Here is a 17973-nt window from a genome sequence, read left to right as displayed (position 1 = left end):
CGCGGCGCGCTCGTTGGTGGCGTGCGCGATGCGCCGCTCGCCCGACATCAGCGCCAGCGACGGCGCCGTGAGCTGGCGCGCGGCGATGGTCCCGCACGCGGGACAGGGCGCGGGCCGGTCGCGCTCGGCGATCGAACGCAGCGCCACGAAGGGCCCGCAGGTGTCGCAATGGAAGTCGTAGATCGGCATCGCGCGCTCCCGGCCCTCAGGCCTTCACGAGGTCGTAGGAGATCGGCAGGTCGACCTCGCCCTTCACATGGCGGATCGGCCCTTCGGCGTTCGGCCGGATGTCGAAGTCGAAGATCTGGGTGGGCAGCCAGAGCGTGGCGCAGGCGTTCGGGATGTCGACCACGCCGCTGATATGCCCCTGCACCGGCGCGCAGCCGAGCAGCGAATAGGCCTGCGCGCCCGAGTAGCCGAACTTCTTCAGGTACTCGATCGCGTTCAGGCAGGCCTGCCGATAGGCCACCGTCACGTCGAGGTAGTGCTGGCCGCCCGTCTCGTCCACCGAGATGCCCTCGAAGATCAGGTAGTCGTTGTAGTTCGGCGTGATCGGGCTGGGCTGGAACACCGGGTTGCGGATCCCATACTTGGCCATGCCGCCCTTGATCAGGTTCACGCGCATGTGGACCCAGCCGGCCATCTCGATCGCGCCGCAGAAGGTGATCTCGCCGTCGCCCTGGCTGAAGTGCAGGTCGCCCACCGAGAGGCCCGCGCCGTCCACGTAGACCGGGAAGAACACCTTCGAGCCGCGCGACAGGTCCTTGATATCGCAGTTGCCGCCATGCTCGCGCGGCGGCACGGTGCGCGCGCCCTCGGCGGCGGCGCGGGCCTTGGCGTCGCCGCTCAGGCTGCCCATGTGCGCGGTGGCCGCGAACGGCGGATTGGCCAGCGGCGGCACGCGCTCGGGGTCGGTGGCGATCAGGCTGGTCTCGCGCGCGTTCCAGGTTTCCAGCAGCTTGGGATCGGGCAGGCAGCCGATCAGGCCCGGGTGGATCAGGCCCGCGAAGTTCACGCCCGGGATATGGCGCGAGCTGGTGTACATGCCGTGGAAATCCCAGATCGACTTCTGCGCCGAGGGGAAATGCTCGGTCAGGAAACCGCCGCCGTTGGTCTTCGAGAAGAAGCCGTTGAAGCCCCACTGGCTGTCCGACTTCGCGCCGATGTCGAGCAGGTCCACCACCAGCAGGTCGCCCGGCTCGGCGCCCTTCACGCCCACCGGTCCCGACAGGAAGTGCACGATCGACAGGTCGATGTCGCGCACGTCGTCGGCGCTGTCGTCGTTCTTGATGAAGCCGCCGGTCCAGTCGTAGGTCTCCAGGATGAAGTCGTCGCCGGGCTTGACCCAGCAGGCCATCGGGATGTCGGGGTGCCAGCGGTTGTGGACTTGGGCGTTCTCGTAGGCGGACTGGTCCAGGTCGACCTTGATCAGGGTATCGGTCATCTCGTGTGCTCCTCGCTTCGGCAATTGCGGCAATGAATGGGGATGGCGCGCCTCGGGCGGCGCGCCCTCAGACGGACAGGTATTCGCGGATGCGGTCGGTGTCGCCGGCCTCGCGCGTGCTCTGGTGGACGAAACGGCCGCCCTCGATCACGAACAGTCGGTCGGCCACCTCCAGCGCGAAGCTCAGCACCTGCTCGGACACCACGATCGCGATGTCGCGCGTGGCGCGGATCTGGTTCAGAGCCTTGGCGATGTCCTTGATCACCGAGGGCTGGATGCCCTCGGTGGGCTCGTCGAGCAGCAGCACCTTGGGATCGGTGGCCAGCGCCCGCGCGATCGCCAGTTGCTGCTGCTGGCCGCCCGAGAGGTTGCCGCCCTTGCGGCGGCGCATATCGAACAGCACCGGGAACAGCGCGTAGAGATCGTCGGGCACGGTTTGCGATTTCGCGTTCTCCAGGCCGGTGCGGATGTTCTCCTCCACCGTCAGCGAGGCGAAGATCTGCCGGCCCTGCGGCACGTAGCCGATGCCGCGCGCCACGCGCCGGAAGCTCTCGTCCCTGGAGACGTCGGCGCCGCCCACCTTCACGCTGCCGCGGCTGGCCGGCAGCATGCCGATCAGCGCCTTGAACAGCGTGGTCTTGCCCATGCCGTTGCGGCCCATCACCGCCACGCTTTCGCGCGTGCCGACCGAGAAGCCGATGCCGTGCAGCACCTCGCTCTGGCCGTAACTGACGACGAGATCGTCGACTTCGAGCATCCGGGGTTCCTCCAGTTCAGTAGGCGAGATTCAGTGGCCGAGATAGACGTCGATCACGCGCGGGTCGGCCTGCACCTTGGCCATCGGCCCCTCGGCGAGGATCCTGCCCTGGTGCATCACGGTGACCTTGTGCGCGATGCGCTCGACGAAGGCCATGTCGTGCTCGATCACGATCATCGAGCGCTGCTGGCAGATGCGCCCGAGCAGCTCGGCGGTGATCTCGCGCTCCTTCACGCTCATGCCGGCGATCGGCTCGTCGAGCATCAATAGTTCGGGGTCCTGCATCAGCAGCATGCCGATCTCCAGCCACTGCTTCTGGCCGTGCGAGAGCAGCCCCGCCTCCAGGTCGAGCGCGGCGGCCAGGCCGATCTCCTCGGCCACCGCCAGCACCCGGTCGCTCACCTCGGCGTCGCGCCTGAAGGCCAGCGCGCCGAACACGCCGCGTCCGCGCGGATAGGACACCTCGAGGTTCTGCGAGACCGACAGGTTCTCGTAGATCGAGGGCGTCTGGAACTTGCGGCCGATGCCCTTGCGCACGCGCCGGTACTCGGCGAGCTGGGTGATCTCCTCGTTGCGGAACTTGATGCTGCCGCCGGTCTCGCGGGTCTTGCCGCAGATCAGGTCGAGCAAGGTGGTCTTGCCGGCGCCGTTCGGGCCGATCACCACGCGCAGCTCGCCGCGCTCCAGGTAGAGGTTCAGCGAATCGATCGCCTTGAAGCCGTCGAAGGACACGCTCAGGTCCTCCACCGCCAGCAGGAAGTCGGTATTGCTCATGGTCATGCCCCCCGCTGGGTGGTGTCGCCGAGCCAGCGACGCAGGCGCGCGCGCAGGTGCGCCTCGTAGAGGCCGGCCAGGCCGTTCGGGAAGGCCATCACCACGCCGATGAACATCGCGGCCATCAGGTACAGCCACAGGTTCGGGAAGCTCTCCGAGAACCAGGTCTTGCCGAGGTTGACCAGGATCGTGCCGACCACCGCGCCCACCACCGACATGCGCCCGCCTACCGCCGCGTAGATCACCATCTCGATCGAGGGCACGATGCCGACGAAGGACGGCGACATGAAGCCGACCTGCAGCGTGAACATCGCGCCGCCGATGGCCGCCAGCATGGCGGCCACGCAGAACGCGAAGACCTTGAACATCGCCACGTCGTAGCCGGAGAAGCGCACCCGGTCCTCCTTGTCGCGCATCGCCAGCAACAAGGTGCCCACCTTGCCGCGCTGGATCCAGCGGCAGGCCAGCATCGCGCCGATCAGCAGCGCCGCGTTGACGAAATACAGCACGTACTTGGCCGAGTTGCCCTGGATGTTCCAGCCCAGCAGCGTGCGCAGGTCGGTGATGCCGTTCACGCCGCCGGTGTAGCCCTGCTGGCCGATGATCAGCACCGAGAGGATCAGCGCCACCGCCTGCGTGATGATCGCGAAATAGACCCCGCCCACGCGCCGCTTGAACATCGCGAAGCCGACCACGAAGGCCAGCAGGGTGGGCACCACCAGCACCGCGAGGATCGAGAACGGCAGCGAGTGGAAGGGCTTCCACCAGGCCGGCAGCGCGGTCAGCTGGTTCCAGTCCATGAAGTCGGGAATGCCCGGCGTGGTCTGGGTCTTCGTCGAGATCGGATCGGACGATTCGAGCTTGAGGAACATCGCCATGGCGTAGCCGCCCAGGCCGAAGAACACGCCCTGCCCCAGGCTCAGCACGCCGCCGTAGCCCCAGGCGATCACCAGGCCCACCGCCACGAAGGCATAGGTCAGGTACTTGCCCATCAGGTTCAGGCGAAACGCGTCGAGCGCGAGCGGAAACACCACGACGATCAGGATCGCCAGCAGCACGATGCCGGCATAGCCGGAGGCGTCGGCGCGGCGCGCCAGCGCGCGCCAGCCGCCGGGGCGGGCCCGGCCGGCGGGCGCCGCCGCGGTGCCGGTGGCGGCGCCGGTGGTGCCGGCGACAGGTTGGATGGGTTCCATGATGGCTCTCCGGTGGGGAAGTCGGAATTCGGTTGAACGGGTCGTGAAGCGGCTCGCCCGCGCTCAGGCGCGGCGCACCTTGGAGGCGAACAGGCCTTGCGGGCGCAGCATCAGGATGATCACCACGGTCAGCAGGGTCAGCACGCGCGCGGTCGAGCCGGACAGGAAGAACTCGCTGATCGACTGCATCTGCGCGATGCCGAAGGCCGAGGCCACCGTGCCCAGCAGGCTGGCCGCGCCGCCGAAGGTCACCACCAGGAACGAGTCGACGATGTAGAGCGAGCCGCTGGTGGGGCCGGTCGAGCCGATCGCCGTGAAGGCCGCGCCGGCCACGCCGGCCACCCCGCAGCCGATCGCGAAGGTCATGCGGTCGGTGAGCCGCGTATTGATGCCGGCGGCGTTGGCCATCGGCCGGTTCGCCACCGTGGCGCGCACCCTCAGGCCCCAGCGCGAGCGGTACAGCGCCAGCAGCAGCCCGCCCGTCATGATCAGCGCGAGGCCCATCACGAACATGCCGCTCACGGGGATGTCGAGCCCTTGCGCGGGCTCCCAGGAACCCATCAGCCAGTCGGGCAGCGCGGGGCTCACCTCCTTCGGGCCGAACGCGGAGCGGAACACCTGCTGCATGCCGAGGCTCAGGCCCCAGGTGGCCAGCAGCGTGTCGAGCGGGCGCCGGTACAGATGGCGGATCAGCGCCCATTCGGCCAGCCAGCCCGCGGCGAAGGCGATGAAGAAGGCCGCCACGATCGCCACGAAGAAATAGACCGGCGTGAAGCCGTGCCAGACGTTCTGCGCGAACCAGGAGAACAGGTAGACCGTGTACGCGCCGATCGTCATGAACTCGCCGTGGGCCATGTTGATCACGCCCATCTGGCCGAAGATCACGGCGAGACCCAGGCCCATCAGCAGCAGCACGCTGAACAGGCTCAGGCCGGCGAAACCCTGCATCAGGGTGATATTGAAAATGTCGTTGGCGGACATCGGTTTTCTCCTCGCGCGGTGGCCGCAAGCGGCCGCCGCGTGTCGGCTAGGCGCAAGGCGCGATGGCGGGACGGGCGCGGGCGGCGTAGCCCGCGCCGCTTACATGTAGCCCTTCGGGAACGGGTTCGGCTGGATCGGGTCGGTGGATTGCGCCACCACCTTGAACTGGCCGTCGGCCTGCCCCTCGCCGATCAGCGAACGGCTCCAGAGGTGATGGTTCGCGTCGACCTTGGCGTAACCCTGCGGCGCGTTCTTCAGCTCGATGCCGGCCGAGGCGGCCACCACCTTGTCGACGTCGAAGCTGCCGGCGCGCTCGCAGGCGGCCTTCCAGATCCAGGGCCCGAGGTAGGCGGCCTGGGTGACGTCGCCGATCACGGCCTTCTGGCCGTAGCGCGCCTTGAAGGCCTGCACGAAGGTCTTGTTGTTGTCGTTGGTGAGCGACTCGAAATACTTCATCGAGGAATAGAAACCCGCGAAGTTCTCGCCGCCGATGCCGAGCACCTCGTCCTCGGTGACCGACAGGGTCAGCAGGAACTGCTTCTGCGGCGTGATGCCGGCCGCCTTCAACTGCTTGTAGAAGGCCACGTTCGAGCCGCCCACCACGGTCGTGAAGATGCAATCCGGCCGGGCCAGCTTGATCTTGTTCATCAGCGAGTAGAAGTCGGTGGTGCCCAGCGGGTAGTACTCCTCGCCGACCACCTTGGCATGCAGGTGCTGCTCGATATGGCGGCGCGCGATCTTGTTCGAGGTGCGCGGCCAGATGTAGTCGGAGCCGACCAGGAAGAAGCTCTTGGCCTTCTTGGTGTTGGAGGCCCAGTCGAGCGCCCAGAGGATCTGCTGGGTCGCTTCCTGGCCCGTGTAGAACACGTTCTTCGACTGCTCGAGGCCTTCGTAGAAGGTCGGGTAGTACAGCAGGCCGTTGTCCTTCTCGAAGATCGGCAGCACGGCCTTGCGCGAGGCCGAGGTCCAGCAGCCGAACACGGCGGCCACGTGGTCGTTCTCCAGCAGCTTCTTGGATTTCTCCGCGAAGGTCGGCCAGTCCGAGGCACCGTCTTCCTGGATGATCTGGATCTTGCGGCCCAGCACGCCGCCCATCGCGTTGATCTGCTCGATCGCCAGGCGCTCGGCCTGGATCGAGCCCGTCTCGGAGATCGCCATGGTGCCGGTGGCCGAGTGCAACTGGCCGACCGTCACGGTGGTGTCGGTGACGGCCAGCTTGGTGGTGTTGACCTTGGCGGTCGGCGGGGTTTGCGCGCTGGCCGCGCGCGGCAGGCCCAGCGCCATCAGCGGGGCGGCCGCGAGGCTGCCGATCAGGCGCCGGCGCAGCGCCGAGGGGGCTTCGTCATCGTGTCGATCGTCCATGGACATCCCGTTCTCCTTGTCGGTTCGGTCCGCCGGAGCAGGTGGCCGGCGTGTGGAGCGGAATGTAGGAAGCCAAATAAAGCACCGGAATACGTCGATTGACGTATATCCCGAGGCGCGCCTGGAATGTAACTTGCGTGACGCATCCCGCCCGCCATCCGCGCACCAACCTGGATCACCCGACATGGCTCCGATGCACCAGTCCGTCGCCCCCGAGCCCGCCGCGGGGCCCGATCTCCGACCGATCACGCAGCGCATCGTCAAGGTGCGCCGCGACTACAACGCCTGGGTCGGCGACGAGACGCTGGAGGACTACGCGCTGCGCTACACGCCCAGCTCGTTTCGCCGCTGGTCGGAATTCCGGGTCGCGAACACCGCGATCGGCGCGGTCTCGTTCCTGGTGCTGGAGGCGATCGGCGGCAGCCTGGTGATCGACTACGGCTTCACCAACGCGGTCTGCGCGATCGCGGCGGTGTCGCTGCTGATCTGGCTGACCAGCCTGCCGATCAGCTACTACGCGGCGCGCCACGGCGTCGACATGGACCTGCTCACGCGCGGCGCCGGCTTCGGCTATATCGGCTCGACCGTCACCTCCCTGCTCTACGCGAGCTTCACCTTCATCTTCTTCGCGCTGGAAGCGGCCATCATGTCGCTCGCGCTGCAGCTGGTGTTCCCGATCTCGATCGGCCTGGCCTACGTGATCAGCTCGCTGGTGGTGATCCCGATCGTGATGTTCGGCATCACGCTGATCAACCGGCTGCAGAGCTGGACCCAGCCGCTGTGGCTGGTGCTGTTCGTGCTGCCCTACGGCGCGGTGCTCTGGCACCACCCCGGGCTGCTGCGCGAATGGACCACCTTCGCCGGCTTCGCGCCCGAGGGCCGCGCGTTCAGCGCGATCGCCTTCGGCCAGGCCGCCACCGTGGTGTTCGCGCTGATCGTGCAGGTCGGCGAGCAGGTCGACTACCTGCGCTTCCTGCCGCCGCTCACCGCGCGCAACCGGCGGCGCTGGTGGATCGCATTGCTCAGCGCCGGGCCCGGCTGGATCGTGCCGGGCGCGCTGAAGATGCTGGGCGGCGCCTTCCTCGCCTTCATCGCGATCCAGCACGAGATCGACGCCACCCAGGCCGCGCAGCCCACCCAGATGTACCTGCTCGCCTACCACCTGCTGCTCGACCCGCTGGGGCTGGCGTCCTGGGCGGTGCCGGCCGCCGTGCTGTTCGTGATCGTCTCCCAGTTGAAGATCAACGTAACCAATGCCTACGCGGGGTCGCTGGCCTGGTCGAACTTCTTCGCGCGGCTCACCCACAGCCATCCGGGGCGCGTGGTGTGGCTGGTGTTCAACGTGCTGATCGCGCTGCTGCTGGTGGAGATGGGCGTGTTCGAGGCGATCGGCAAGGTGCTGTCGATGTACGCCAACGTGGCGATCGCCTGGGTGGGCGCGCTGTTCGCGGACCTGGTGGTCAACAAGCCGCTCGGCTACAGCCCGCGCGACATCGAGTTCAAGCGCGCCCACCTGTACGACATCAACCCGGTCGGGGTGGGCGCGATGACGATCGCCACCGTGGTGGCGATGCTCGCGCACGGCGGCGCGTTCGGCGAGCTGGCGCGCGCCATGTCGCCCTTCATCGCGCTGGGCGTGGCCTTCGTGAGCGCGCCGGCGATCGCGATCGCCACGCGCGGGCGCTACTACCTGGCGCGCCAGGCCGAACCGGGGCCGCCCGGCGGCCTGCGCCGCTGCGCGATCTGCGAGAACGACTTCGAGCACGAGGACACGGCCCACTGCCCCGCCTACGGCGGCACCATCTGCTCGCTGTGCTGCTCGCTCGATTCGCGCTGCCACGATCGCTGCAAGCCGCATGCGCGGCTCGGCGCGCAGCTCGACCGGGTGCTGCACCGCCTGTTCCCGAACGCGCGGCTCGGCGCCACCGGGCTGCGCCTGGCCCACTACCTGAGCCTGCTGCTGGCGATCTCGCTGCTGCTGGCCACGGTGCTCTACCTGATCTGGTCGCAGAGCGCCGATTCGCTGGCCACGCCGGGCTCGCCCGCCTGGCGCGAACTCGCCAACGCCTATGTGAAGGTGTTCGTCGCGCTCGCGCTGATCGGCGGCATCGCCGCCTGGTGGCTGGTGCTGGAGCGCGAGAACCGGCGCGTCACGCAGGAGGAATCGCAGCGCCAGACCGAGCTGCTGATGCACGAGATCGAGGCGCACCAGAAGACCGACGCCGCGCTCAAGCGCGCGCGGGCCGCGGCGGAAGCCGCCAACAGCGCCAAGAGCCGCTACGTGACGGGCTTGAGCCACGAGCTGCGCACGCCGCTCAACAGCATCCTCGGCTACGCGCAACTGCTGCTGCAGGCGCGCGAGGAGATCCCCAGCGCGCGGCTCAACGCGATCCGCACCATCCACCGCAGCGGCGAGCACCTGCTCGCGCTGGTCGACGGGCTGCTCGACGTGGCGCGCATCGAGGCCGGCAAGCTGCAGCTGAACATCGCGCCGATCTCGCTGCCCGACTTCCTCGCGCAGATGAATTCGATGCTGCGCCCGCAGGCGGTCGAGAAGGCGCTCGAGTTCGCGGTGCAGCCGGCCGGCTGGCTGCCGCCCACCGTCAAGACCGACCAGAAGTGCCTGAGCCAGATCCTCACCAACCTGATCGGCAACGCGATCCGCTTCACGCAGGCGGGCGGCGTGACGCTGCGCGTGGGCCACGCGCTCGACACGCTGACCTTCGAGGTGGTCGACACCGGCCCCGGCATCGCGCCCGAGGAGATGGAGCGGCTGTTCCTGCCCTTCGAGCGCGGCACCACGGCCAGCGCGCACGATCACGGCGCGGGGCTGGGCCTGACCATCTGCAAGCTGCTCACGCATGCGCTCGGTGGCAGCCTGGAGGTGGACAGCGAGCCGGGACGCGGCACGCGCTTCGTGGTCAAGGTGTTCGCGCCGGCGGTGCGCAGCGCCGCGCCCGCGCGCACCGAGCTGGCCGATATCGGCGGTTATCGCGGGCCGCGGCGCACCCTGCTGATCGTCGACGACCTGCCCGACCAGCGCGCGATCGTCACGCAGATGCTCGCGCCGCTCGGCTTCGGGATCGTCGAGGCCGGCAGCGGCATCGACGCGCTGCGCTGGCTCGGCACGCAGGCCGCCGACGCGATCCTGATGGACATCTCGATGCCCGCCATGGACGGCTACGAGACCAGCCGGCTGATCCGCGAGCGGCGCATCTCGGCCGCGCCGATCATGCTGCTGTCGGCCAATGCCTTCGCCGACGATCGCGAGCGCGCGATCGCGATCGGCTGCGACGACTACCTCGTCAAGCCCGTGCAGGTGCCGGTGCTGCTCGACAAGCTGGCGGCCCTGCTCGAACTCGAATGGGTGATGAAGGACGAGGGGCCGGCGCAAGCGAGCGCCGCGGCGTCGACGGCCACGCGCATCGAGCGCGCGGCAGCCGGCGGCCATGCGATGACGGCGGCGGCCGCGTCATCGATCACGAGCGGTTCGCCCGCGGCGGCCGAGGAACCCGCCTTCGCGGTCGCGCCGCCGCCCCTGCCCCGCGCGATTCACGCGCAACTGAAAACCCTGCTCGACGTCGGCTACGTGCAAGGCCTGATCGAGGCGCTCGACGCGGCCGTCGCGCGCCGGCCTGGTCTCGCCCCGGCGCTGGCCGCGCTGCGCGAGCGCGCCGAGCTGTTCCAACTGAAGGATTTCGAGCATGAGCTTGACCGTCTCCCGCTCGGCGCCGATGACTGAAGCCGCGCGCCCGCTCCCCGATGCCGCGCTGCCCGGCGTGCTCGGCAACCGGCCCGTGGTGCTGATCGTCGACGACACGCCCGACAACCTCGCCCTGCTGTCCGACACGCTGCGCGCCGACGGTTACGCGGTGCTGGTGGCGCTCAGCGGCGACGACGCGCTGAAGTGCCTGGCGCGCGTCACGCCCGACGTGGTGCTGCTCGACGCGATGATGCCGGGGCTCGACGGCTTCGAGACCTGCCGGCGCCTCAAGCTCGACCGGCGCCACGAGCACCTGCCGGTGATCTTCATGACGGCGCTGGCCGAGAGCGAGCACGTGGTGCAGGGCTTTCGCGTGGGCGGCATCGACTACGTGACCAAGCCGGTGCGCCCCGAGGAAGTCTGCGCGCGCATCGCCGCCCATGTGCAGCGCTCGCGCGCGCAGCGTTACGCCGACACGGTGCTCGGGCTCGACGCGCGCGCGGCGGTGATCGTCGACGGCGCGGCGGCGATCCGCTGGCAGAGCCCGCAGGCCGCGCCGCGGCTGGCCGGCTACGACCCGCTCGGGCGCGAGGCGGGCCTGTCGGTGGCGCGCGCGAAACTGCCGCCGCCGCTGGCGCGCTGGTTCGCGCAATGGCTGGAACAGGGCTGCCCCGAGGATGCCGTGCATGAGACCGCCGACGGCGGCGTGCGCCGCTCGGCGCGCGTGAGCGGCACGCGCGAGCAGGGCGAATGGGTGATCGTGCTGGAAGCCTGGGACGACGGCGCCCAGGTGGCGGCCCTGCTCGAACGCTTCGGGCTGACCACGCGCGAGGCCGAGGTGCTGCTGTGGGTCTCGCGCGGCAAGACCAATCGCGATATCGGCGACATCCTCGACATGGCGCCGCGCACCGTCAACAAGCACCTCGAGCACCTGTTCCGCAAGCTGCACGTGGAGACGCGCTCGGCCGCCGCGGCGCTGGCGGTGAAGGCGGTGGGACGCGCATGAGGCGGGGGGCTCGCGGCACGGGCTCGGCGGTGCGCGTGCGACGGCGGCCTAGCCGAGCATCGCGATCGCGGTTGCCAGCACTTCGCGCTTGAAGGCGGCCGGCCGCGCCGGCAGGGACGAGAACGCAGCCAGCACGTGGCTGTAGGAGACGGTCTTGCTGACGCCGTTGGCGATCATCGAGAACAGGATCTCGGGGTCGCGCGCGGGCATCTCGCCGGCCTTCATGGCGCGTGAGATCAGCGGCAGGAACACGTCGTGAACCGGGCGCACCAGGCGATCGATCAGGAAATCGAGCCGCTCGCCGTGCTCGGTGGCGGCCGTCGAGAAGAACATGCCGACATCGGGCATGGCGAATACCTGGTCGATGAAAAACGCCATCGCCTGCTCCACGCGCTGGCGCGGCGACAGCTCCGGCATCTCGTGCAACGCGCGGATGCGCTCGATCATCGGCGCCACTTCGTCGGCGATCTGCTCGACCACGGCCGCCCACAGCGTTTCCTTCGAGCCGAAATGATGGCCGACCAGCGCCGCGTCGACGCCGGAGATGCGTGCGATCTCGCGCGCGCTGGTGGCGTGGTAGCCGCCCTTGGCGAAGGCCGCGCGCGCATTGCGCAGCAGCACGTCGGCACCGCCCGCGTCGCTGGCGGCGGGCCGGCCGCGCGCGCGGCGTCGTTGGGTGGCCGTCGCGGCGGCATCCAGGGAATCGTTCGGGGACTTCATCGGGTCGAGATCGGCAAACCGGGAAATGACGAAGTTTAACCCTTGCCTCCTACCCGGCAGCCCCCCTCGCATTGACAGCGAACAAGGCCTGCCCTTACCATCGTCCGTCGAATTCAACACATGATGAATAAATCGCGATGAAACACCGACCGAGAATCGTCGTCGTGGGCGGCGGCATTGCGGGCCTGTTGCTGGCCACGCGCCTGGGCGACACGCTCGGGCGCAAGCAGGGCGCCGACGTGACCCTGATCGACAAGAGCCCCACGCATATCTGGAAACCGATGCTGCACACGATCGCCGCCGGCACGCGCGAGATCCAGCAGCAGCAGGTGATCTTCCTCGCGCATGCGCGCGAACACGGCTTCACCTACCAGCCCGGCGAGATGGTCGGCATCGATCGCGCCACGCGCGAGATCGACCTGGCCGCGATCGAGACCTCGGCCGGCGAGACCCTGATCGGGCCGCGCCGGATCGGCTACGACGTGCTGCTTCTCGCGGTGGGCAGCCGCGCCAACGATTTCGGCACGCCGGGCGTGACCAGCCATTGCCATTTCATCGACAACCAGGTCGAGGCCGAGGCCTTCAACGAGGCGCTGCGCGTGCGCATCTTCCAGAGCGTGGTGATGAACCGCGACCTGCGCGTGTCGATCGTCGGTGCCGGCGCGACAGGAGTGGAACTGGCCGCGGAATTGAGCCACCTGCTCGAGGTGGCGAGCAGCTACGGCGACCCGGCGATACGCGAGCGGCTCAAGCTGTCCTTGTATGAAAGCGGGCCGCGCATCCTCGCGGCGTTTCCGGAAACCGTGTCGAAATCGAGCGAGGCGCAACTGCGCCAGATCGGCTTCGAGGTGCACACCGGAACACGCGTGACGGCGGCCGGGCCCGATGGCCTGCAGCTCGCCGACGGCGGCAGCCAGCCGGCCGACATCATGGTCTGGTCGGCCGGCGTGAAGGCACCGACCTTCCTCGGCCAGCTGGCCGGCATCGAGGTCAATCGCTCCAACCAGGTCGCGATCGGGCCGACCTTGCAGAGCGTGGACGACGAGCACATCTTCGCGCTCGGCGATTGCGCGAGCTACACACCGGCCGGCCGGGAGCGCCCGCTGCCGCCCACCGCCCAGGTGGCGACGCAGCAGGCGCGCTTCCTGGCCAGGCACCTGCCCGCCTGGCTCGAGGGCAAGCCCCTGCCCGAGTTCCACTTCCAGGATCTCGGCGCGCTGGTGTCGATCAGCGACTACAACGCCTTCGGCACGCTCGGGCAGTTCGGCTTCTTCCGCGGCGGCTTCATCAAGGGACGTTTCGCACAACTGAGTCACGCGATGCTGTATCGCCAGCATCAATACGCGCTGCACGGCCTGAGGAAGTCGGCCCTGCTATGGAGCGCCGAGCGCCTGAACGGCTGCGTGCGGCCCACGATCCGGATGACCTAGGCGTCACGAGCCTGGCGCGCGCGGGCGCGGCTCAGAGCGGCATCACCATCTCGTGCCAGGCCATGCCGCCATGGTCCGATTCCGAAGGCTTCACGTACTGGTAACCGAGCTTGCGATACAGCTCGACGTGGCGGTCCTTGCACATCAGGTGGATGGTGGCCTTGTCCATCGCCCGCATGCGCGCCACGAAGCTGTCCATCAGCAGCTTCGCATAGCCCTTGCCCTGTTCGGCGGGGTCCAGCACCACCGACATGATCACCACGTTGGGCGCCTCGGCGTCGTGCCCGACCAGTTCCTTGAAGGCCTCGTCCGACATCACCACCTGGTGGGCACAGCCCGAATTGATGAAGCCGATCACGCGGCCCTCGCGCTCCAGGACGAGAAATCCCCGCGGATATTGCGCGATGCGCGTGGCGATCTTCTCGCGCGTGGCCGCCTCGTCGCCCTCGTAGGCCGAGATCTCGATCGCGTAGCAGCGATCCACGTCGGTCGGCAGCGCCTCGCGCAGGTGGAGTTCGTGGTTCATCCCGGGTACCTGTCCAATCCAATCGATTCCAAGCACGCGATCATAGGGCGCCGTGGCGAACCGCGCGCTGAAACTTCTTCATGGGCGACTGTATGCCATGCAGTTTGCCGCTCGGCCGAGCCTCAGGTTCCGCGCCGCTTTTTCCGTGGGTTCGCGGGCAGCGGGGGATTCGCCGCCTCCAGCGCCTGCCGCAGTTGCTCGCGCATCCAGGCATGCGCGGGCGTGCCGGCATGACGGGCGTGGAAATACACGCGCAGGGTGTAGTCGGGGCTCGCGAACGGCGTCGGGAACAGCGCCAGCGGCGTGGCCCGGCTCAAGGCCTCGGCCGCGCGACGCGGCAAGGTGAGCAGCAGCTCCGTGTTCGCGACGATGAAGGGCGCGGCCAGCACGCTCGGCAGGCAGACGGCGACCTGGCGCCGATGTCCGCCGCGCGCCAGCACCGCATCGATGATGCTGCCCGAACTCGCCCAGGGCAGCACCGCCACGTGTTTCTCCGCCAGGTAGGTGTCGAGCGGGAGCGAACCCGCGATGCGCGGATGCGGCTGGCGCGCGACGACCACATAGTCGTCGGTGTAGCAGGCGAAGGACTCGACGCCCTCGCCGGAAGGCCCTTCCTCGTCGGAGAATCCGAGCGCGAAATGCGCGCGGCCGGCAGCGAGATCCTCCAGGGCATCGCGATGGCTCGAATACACGACGTTCACCCGCAGCTCGGGCGCCTGCGCCTGCAGGCGGGCCATCAGGCCCGGCAGTACCGCGAAGGCCGTGAAATCGGTGGCCGCCAGCGTGAACACCTGGGTGCTGCTGGCGGGCACGAACGGGCCGGCCGCGCCGAGGTGGTCCGACAGCAGGCGCAGCGCGTCGGAGACGGCCGGCGCGATCTGGTCGGCCAGGGCCGTGGGCTGCATCGCGCTGCCGTAGCGCACGAACAGCTCGTCGTTGAAGCGCGTGCGCAGGCGCGACAACGCGTGGCTGCAGGCCGAGGCGCTCAGGGCCAGTTCGTCGGCGGCCGCCGCCACGCTGCGATGGCGGTGCAGCGCGTCGAGCACGAGCAGCAGGTTCAGGTCGAGACGGCGGAGAGCGTCGTGCATGACATGCATTTTTCGAGACGAGAGATGCAGTATGCACAGCATTGGCGGCGCTCGCCAGATGGCGCTCGGCGACGCCGCCGAGCGACTTGACCCAAGCACATCGGGATGATTGTTTTCCTGCCCCGAATTCAGGTTCAATCACGCATCGGCATCCACCGACCCATTTCGAACCTCATGAATCTCCATCCCATCGACAGCCACGAACCAGACAGCCCCGGCACGCCGCCCTACTCGATTCGCCGCGCGCGCGTGGACGACCTGCCATTGCTTTACGAAGGCGAGCTGGCCTACATCCTGGCCATCGAACCCGAACAGGAAGCCGGCTGGCGCCGGGCCATGGGCGCGCATCTGCGCCAGTGGATCCGGGGTCTGCCCTTCATGTATGTGGCTGAGCAGCAGGGCACGCCGATCGGCTATTGCTTCTGGGAACGCCACGGCGAGCAGGCTGTGCTTGCCTCGATCCATGTCGTCGAGGCGCATCGGCGCCGCGGTATCGCGCGCAAGCTGCTCGACGCCTATATCGAGGACGCCCGCTCGCACGGCCCGCTCGAGCTGGTGCTCGGCGTGAAGGCCGACAACCCCGCCCGGCAACTGTATGAAACCGCCGGCTTCGCGTTCACCCACGAGGCGGACGGTTATCGCCATTACCGTTACTCGGCCGGATAAACGCGCGCTCCCGCTGCTTCCCGGACGACGGCGACGCGAGCGGCCATGGCAGCGCCGGAACACCGCCCTCCCCCGTCTCAGGCGCCGCCCGTCAACGGGCGCGGCTCCATGAAGGTGTGCCGGAAATACTCGCGCACGGCCAGCATCGCCGGGCTCGGTTCGGCGTTGCGGCGCCAGGCGAGCCCCACGCTCATCGGCGGCACCGGATCGCGCAGCTGCATGGTCTCGATGCGCCGCCCCTCCAGCGACCAGGGCCGATACACCATGTCCGACAGGATCGCCACGCCGCTGCCGTTGGCCACCATGCTGCGCACCGCCTCGACCGAGGAGGTGCGCAGCTTCACGTTCGGCCGGTACGGCGTTTCGTTCCAGTAGCGCAGGGCCGTGTAGGCGGCCTCGTCGACGGTCAGCATCACGAAGGGTTCGGCCGCCACGTCGGCCAGCGTGACGTTCTCGCGCTTGAGCAGCGGATGCTGCGCGCACAGCCAGAGACGCCGCGGCGAATGAATCACCGGCTCGAGCATCAGCTCCGGATTCGCGACGTTGGAGGTCAGCAGCACGGCCATGTCGTAGCGATCGGTGATCAGGCCTTCCTCGATCGACTCGCGATTGAGCTCGTGCAGCTGGATGTTCAGGCGCGGATACAGGGTGCTCATGCGCTGCAGGTGATGCGGCAGGAAATAACCGAGCACCGTGTAGCTGGCGGCCAGCGTGAGCGTGCCGCTCAGCGTGCTTTCCAGGTTCGGGATGCGCATCGCCTCGTCGACCGAGGCGAGGATCGTGTAGGCCTGGTTGAGGAAGCGGCGCCCCGTGGTGGTGAGGGTCACGCCCGTCGCGGTGCGCATGAAGAGCTGGGTGCCGAGGCTGTCCTCCAGTTCCTTGATCGCGTTGGTGACCGCCGACTGCGAAATCGTCAGTTGAATCGCCGCCTGGGAGATCTGGCCGAGTTCGGCGGTCGCGACGAAATACTTCAGCTGGCGCAGCGTCAAGGCCATGGCAATCATCCGAAAAATCGATATCGAGATAGCCGATATCTTATTCCCACCAAAATCCATCGGGCGCGAGGCGGTCGATACGCCCCTGGCGACCGGCTCAGCGCCGACTTTCACGCATTCCGGCGGCGGCCGCCCCATCTGAAAAACAGATACGGTGCCATATAAAAATAGAACTATTTTGACCGGCGGCCAGCGGCTACTGTGCTTCTCGATGGGGTGAACGCGGCTTGCCGGCCGCGTCCGCGCCCCGCATCGAGGAGAACGCCAGCATGAAGAAACACCGCGTCGACCTGAACTCCGACATGGGGGAAGGCTTTGGGGTATGGACCGTCGGCGATGGCGTCGACGAGGAGATCATGCCGCTCATCAGCTCGGCCAATATCGCCACCGGCTTCCACGCCGGCGACCCCAACATCATGGCGCGCACCGTGCAGCTCGCCCGCCAGGCGGGCGTCGGCGTGGGCGCACATCCGGGCTTTCGCGACCTGGTCGGCTTCGGCCGCCGCACGCTCACCGAGACGCCGCAGACGCTGGTCAACGACATCGTGTTCCAGCTCGGCGCGCTGCGTGAATTCGCGCGCCTGCACGACGTGAGCGTGCAGCACGTCAAGCCTCACGGCGCGCTCTACATGCTGGCCGCGCGCGACGAGAACCTGTCGCGCCTGCTGGTGGAGACGCTGCAGCGGCTCGACCCGACCCTGCTGTTGTATTGCATGGAAGCCTCGGTGACCTACCGGATCGCCCGCGAACTCGGCCAGCCGGTGGTGCGCGAGTTCTACGCCGATCGCGACTACGACCGCAGCGGCTCGATCGTCTTCACGCGCCGGGTAGGCCGGCTCGACCCCATGCAGGTGGCCGCCAAGGTGCTGCGCGCCTGCGTCGAGGGGCGCGTCGCGACGGTCGACGGCGAGGACATCGAGATCGACTTCGACTCGGTCTGCATCCACAGCGACACGCCCGGCGCGCTGCAACTGGTCGAGGCCACGCGCGCGGCGCTCACGGCGCACGACATCCGGGTGGCGGCGCCGAGCTACCCCGTCGCGCGCTGAACCGCGCGCCCCGAATATCGATGAGGACTACCCAGATGGCACAACACGAGATCGTCAGCCCCCTGCCCGGCACCTTCTATCGGCGCGCCTCGCCGGACGCCGCGCCTTATGTCGAGGTCGGCACGCAGGTCGACGGCGACACGGTAGTGGGACTGGTCGAGGTGATGAAGCAGTTCAACGACGTCGAGGCGGGCGCGGCGGGCCGCATCGCGGAAATCCTGGCCGAGGACGGCGAGCCGGTCGATGCCGGCCAGGTCCTGATGCGCATCGAGGCCTGAG

At 68.4% G+C, this 17973-nt stretch carries 18 protein-coding genes; 7 read left to right on the top strand and 11 right to left on the bottom strand.

Going from position 1 to position 17973, the window contains the following annotated elements; genetic code table 11:
• The 7 genes from F3J18_RS11050 to urtA all read right to left on the bottom strand — a co-directional run.
• Window positions 1-189 (bottom strand): zinc ribbon domain-containing protein (locus F3J18_RS11050; RefSeq protein WP_166912835.1); only part of this gene is annotated, 189 nt, incomplete at its 3' end.
• 16 nt (window positions 190-205) lie between these two features.
• Entirely contained in the window at window positions 206-1444 is a 1239-nt protein-coding gene (fmdA, locus tag F3J18_RS11045; RefSeq protein ID WP_166912834.1) for a formamidase, read from the bottom strand.
• Between the two features lie 67 nt (window positions 1445-1511).
• On the bottom strand, window positions 1512-2201 hold the full coding sequence (urtE, locus tag F3J18_RS11040) for an urea ABC transporter ATP-binding subunit UrtE (protein ID WP_166912833.1): 690 nt from the start codon (window positions 2199-2201) through the stop codon (window positions 1512-1514).
• A gap of 30 nt (window positions 2202-2231) precedes the next feature.
• On the bottom strand, window positions 2232-2975 hold the full coding sequence (gene urtD, locus F3J18_RS11035) for an urea ABC transporter ATP-binding protein UrtD (protein ID WP_025101690.1): 744 nt from the start codon (window positions 2973-2975) through the stop codon (window positions 2232-2234).
• Window positions 2976-2977: 2 nt separating this feature from the next.
• Complete coding sequence (gene urtC, locus F3J18_RS11030) at window positions 2978-4168, bottom strand: urea ABC transporter permease subunit UrtC (protein ID WP_166912832.1); 1191 nt, start codon at window positions 4166-4168, stop codon at window positions 2978-2980.
• A gap of 63 nt (window positions 4169-4231) precedes the next feature.
• Window positions 4232-5149, bottom strand: a complete 918-nt coding sequence (gene urtB / locus F3J18_RS11025) for an urea ABC transporter permease subunit UrtB (protein WP_025101688.1) — start codon at window positions 5147-5149, stop codon at window positions 4232-4234.
• 99 nt (window positions 5150-5248) lie between these two features.
• Complete coding sequence (gene urtA, locus F3J18_RS11020) at window positions 5249-6517, bottom strand: urea ABC transporter substrate-binding protein (protein WP_025101687.1); 1269 nt, start codon at window positions 6515-6517, stop codon at window positions 5249-5251.
• 187 nt (window positions 6518-6704) lie between these two features.
• On the opposite strand from urtA, the gene F3J18_RS11015 reads away from it, so the two are divergent.
• Window positions 6705-10253, top strand: coding sequence for an ATP-binding protein (locus F3J18_RS11015; protein WP_166912840.1), 3549 nt, complete (start codon window positions 6705-6707; stop codon window positions 10251-10253).
• Complete coding sequence (locus F3J18_RS11010; RefSeq protein WP_205194112.1) at window positions 10246-11220, top strand: response regulator transcription factor; 975 nt, start codon at window positions 10246-10248, stop codon at window positions 11218-11220. The genes F3J18_RS11015 and F3J18_RS11010 overlap by 8 nt, the downstream gene beginning before the upstream one ends.
• A 48-nt stretch (window positions 11221-11268) precedes the next feature.
• Here F3J18_RS11010 and F3J18_RS11005 read toward each other — a convergent pair whose 3' ends face one another.
• Window positions 11269-11940, bottom strand: a complete 672-nt coding sequence (locus tag F3J18_RS11005; protein ID WP_025101683.1) for a TetR/AcrR family transcriptional regulator — start codon at window positions 11938-11940, stop codon at window positions 11269-11271.
• Window positions 11941-12077: 137 nt separating this feature from the next.
• Here F3J18_RS11005 and F3J18_RS11000 point away from each other — a divergent pair, with 137 nt between their 5' ends.
• Entirely contained in the window at window positions 12078-13370 is a 1293-nt protein-coding gene (locus F3J18_RS11000) for an NAD(P)/FAD-dependent oxidoreductase (protein ID WP_166912831.1), read from the top strand.
• Between the two features lie 31 nt (window positions 13371-13401).
• Here F3J18_RS11000 and F3J18_RS10995 read toward each other — a convergent pair whose 3' ends face one another.
• Both F3J18_RS10995 and F3J18_RS10990 read right to left on the bottom strand, forming a co-directional pair.
• Window positions 13402-13896, bottom strand: a complete 495-nt coding sequence (locus tag F3J18_RS10995; protein ID WP_166912830.1) for a GNAT family N-acetyltransferase — start codon at window positions 13894-13896, stop codon at window positions 13402-13404.
• 122 nt (window positions 13897-14018) lie between these two features.
• On the bottom strand, window positions 14019-14984 hold the full coding sequence (locus F3J18_RS10990) for a LysR family transcriptional regulator (RefSeq protein ID WP_240154491.1): 966 nt from the start codon (window positions 14982-14984) through the stop codon (window positions 14019-14021).
• A 105-nt stretch (window positions 14985-15089) separates the two neighbouring features.
• On the opposite strand from F3J18_RS10990, the gene F3J18_RS10985 reads away from it, so the two are divergent.
• Window positions 15090-15650 (top strand): GNAT family N-acetyltransferase, encoded by a 561-nt coding sequence (locus tag F3J18_RS10985; protein ID WP_205195391.1) that lies wholly within the window; start codon window positions 15090-15092, stop codon window positions 15648-15650.
• 77 nt (window positions 15651-15727) lie between these two features.
• Here F3J18_RS10985 and F3J18_RS10980 read toward each other — a convergent pair whose 3' ends face one another.
• Window positions 15728-16645, bottom strand: coding sequence for a LysR family transcriptional regulator (locus tag F3J18_RS10980; protein WP_166912828.1), 918 nt, complete (start codon window positions 16643-16645; stop codon window positions 15728-15730).
• On the opposite strand from F3J18_RS10980, the gene F3J18_RS10975 reads away from it, so the two are divergent.
• The 3 genes from F3J18_RS10975 to F3J18_RS10965 all read left to right on the top strand — a co-directional run bounded on the left by F3J18_RS10975 (window position 16644) and on the right by F3J18_RS10965 (window position 17972).
• Window positions 16644-16787 carry a hypothetical protein gene (locus F3J18_RS10975; RefSeq protein ID WP_166912827.1) on the top strand — a complete coding sequence of 48 codons (144 nt, stop codon included), beginning with the start codon at window positions 16644-16646 and terminating at the stop codon, window positions 16785-16787. The genes F3J18_RS10980 and F3J18_RS10975 overlap by 2 nt on opposite strands.
• Before the next feature lie 127 nt (window positions 16788-16914).
• The gene (locus F3J18_RS10970) at window positions 16915-17694 is read left to right on the top strand and encodes a 5-oxoprolinase subunit PxpA (RefSeq protein ID WP_025101677.1); all 780 of its coding nucleotides are present in this window, start codon (window positions 16915-16917) and stop codon (window positions 17692-17694) included.
• Between the two features lie 35 nt (window positions 17695-17729).
• The gene (locus F3J18_RS10965; RefSeq protein WP_166912826.1) at window positions 17730-17972 is read left to right on the top strand and encodes an acetyl-CoA carboxylase; all 243 of its coding nucleotides are present in this window, start codon (window positions 17730-17732) and stop codon (window positions 17970-17972) included.
• The last annotated feature ends 1 nt before the right edge of the window (window position 17973 follow it).

This window comes from Burkholderia sp. Ax-1720, assembly GCF_011753035.1.
In the GTDB taxonomy this organism is placed as follows: domain Bacteria; phylum Pseudomonadota; class Gammaproteobacteria; order Burkholderiales; family Burkholderiaceae; genus Burkholderia; species Burkholderia gladioli.
This window is presented reverse-complemented; position numbering and strand designations above follow the sequence as displayed.

Excerpts from the sequence above, each read along its gene's own strand:
- fmdA (WP_166912834.1), bottom strand. The coding sequence starts at position 1,444 with ATGACCGATACCCTGATCAAGGTCGACCTGGACCAGTCCGCCTACGAG.
- urtE (WP_166912833.1), bottom strand. The coding sequence starts at position 2,201 with ATGCTCGAAGTCGACGATCTCGTCGTCAGTTACGGCCAGAGCGAGGTG.
- urtD (WP_025101690.1), bottom strand. The coding sequence starts at position 2,975 with ATGAGCAATACCGACTTCCTGCTGGCGGTGGAGGACCTGAGCGTGTCC.
- urtC (WP_166912832.1), bottom strand. The coding sequence starts at position 4,168 with ATGGAACCCATCCAACCTGTCGCCGGCACCACCGGCGCCGCCACCGGC.
- urtB (WP_025101688.1), bottom strand. The coding sequence starts at position 5,149 with ATGTCCGCCAACGACATTTTCAATATCACCCTGATGCAGGGTTTCGCC.
- urtA (WP_025101687.1), bottom strand. The coding sequence starts at position 6,517 with ATGTCCATGGACGATCGACACGATGACGAAGCCCCCTCGGCGCTGCGC.
- F3J18_RS11015 (WP_166912840.1), top strand. The coding sequence starts at position 6,705 with ATGCACCAGTCCGTCGCCCCCGAGCCCGCCGCGGGGCCCGATCTCCGA.
- F3J18_RS11010 (WP_205194112.1), top strand. The coding sequence starts at position 10,246 with ATGACTGAAGCCGCGCGCCCGCTCCCCGATGCCGCGCTGCCCGGCGTG.
- F3J18_RS11005 (WP_025101683.1), bottom strand. The coding sequence starts at position 11,940 with ATGAAGTCCCCGAACGATTCCCTGGATGCCGCCGCGACGGCCACCCAA.
- F3J18_RS11000 (WP_166912831.1), top strand. The coding sequence starts at position 12,078 with ATGAAACACCGACCGAGAATCGTCGTCGTGGGCGGCGGCATTGCGGGC.
- F3J18_RS10995 (WP_166912830.1), bottom strand. The coding sequence starts at position 13,896 with ATGAACCACGAACTCCACCTGCGCGAGGCGCTGCCGACCGACGTGGAT.
- F3J18_RS10990 (WP_240154491.1), bottom strand. The coding sequence starts at position 14,984 with ATGCACGACGCTCTCCGCCGTCTCGACCTGAACCTGCTGCTCGTGCTC.
- F3J18_RS10985 (WP_205195391.1), top strand. The coding sequence starts at position 15,090 with ATGATTGTTTTCCTGCCCCGAATTCAGGTTCAATCACGCATCGGCATC.
- F3J18_RS10975 (WP_166912827.1), top strand. The coding sequence starts at position 16,644 with ATGGCAATCATCCGAAAAATCGATATCGAGATAGCCGATATCTTATTC.
- F3J18_RS10980 (WP_166912828.1), bottom strand. The coding sequence starts at position 16,645 with ATGGCCTTGACGCTGCGCCAGCTGAAGTATTTCGTCGCGACCGCCGAA.
- F3J18_RS10970 (WP_025101677.1), top strand. The coding sequence starts at position 16,915 with ATGAAGAAACACCGCGTCGACCTGAACTCCGACATGGGGGAAGGCTTT.
- F3J18_RS10965 (WP_166912826.1), top strand. The coding sequence starts at position 17,730 with ATGGCACAACACGAGATCGTCAGCCCCCTGCCCGGCACCTTCTATCGG.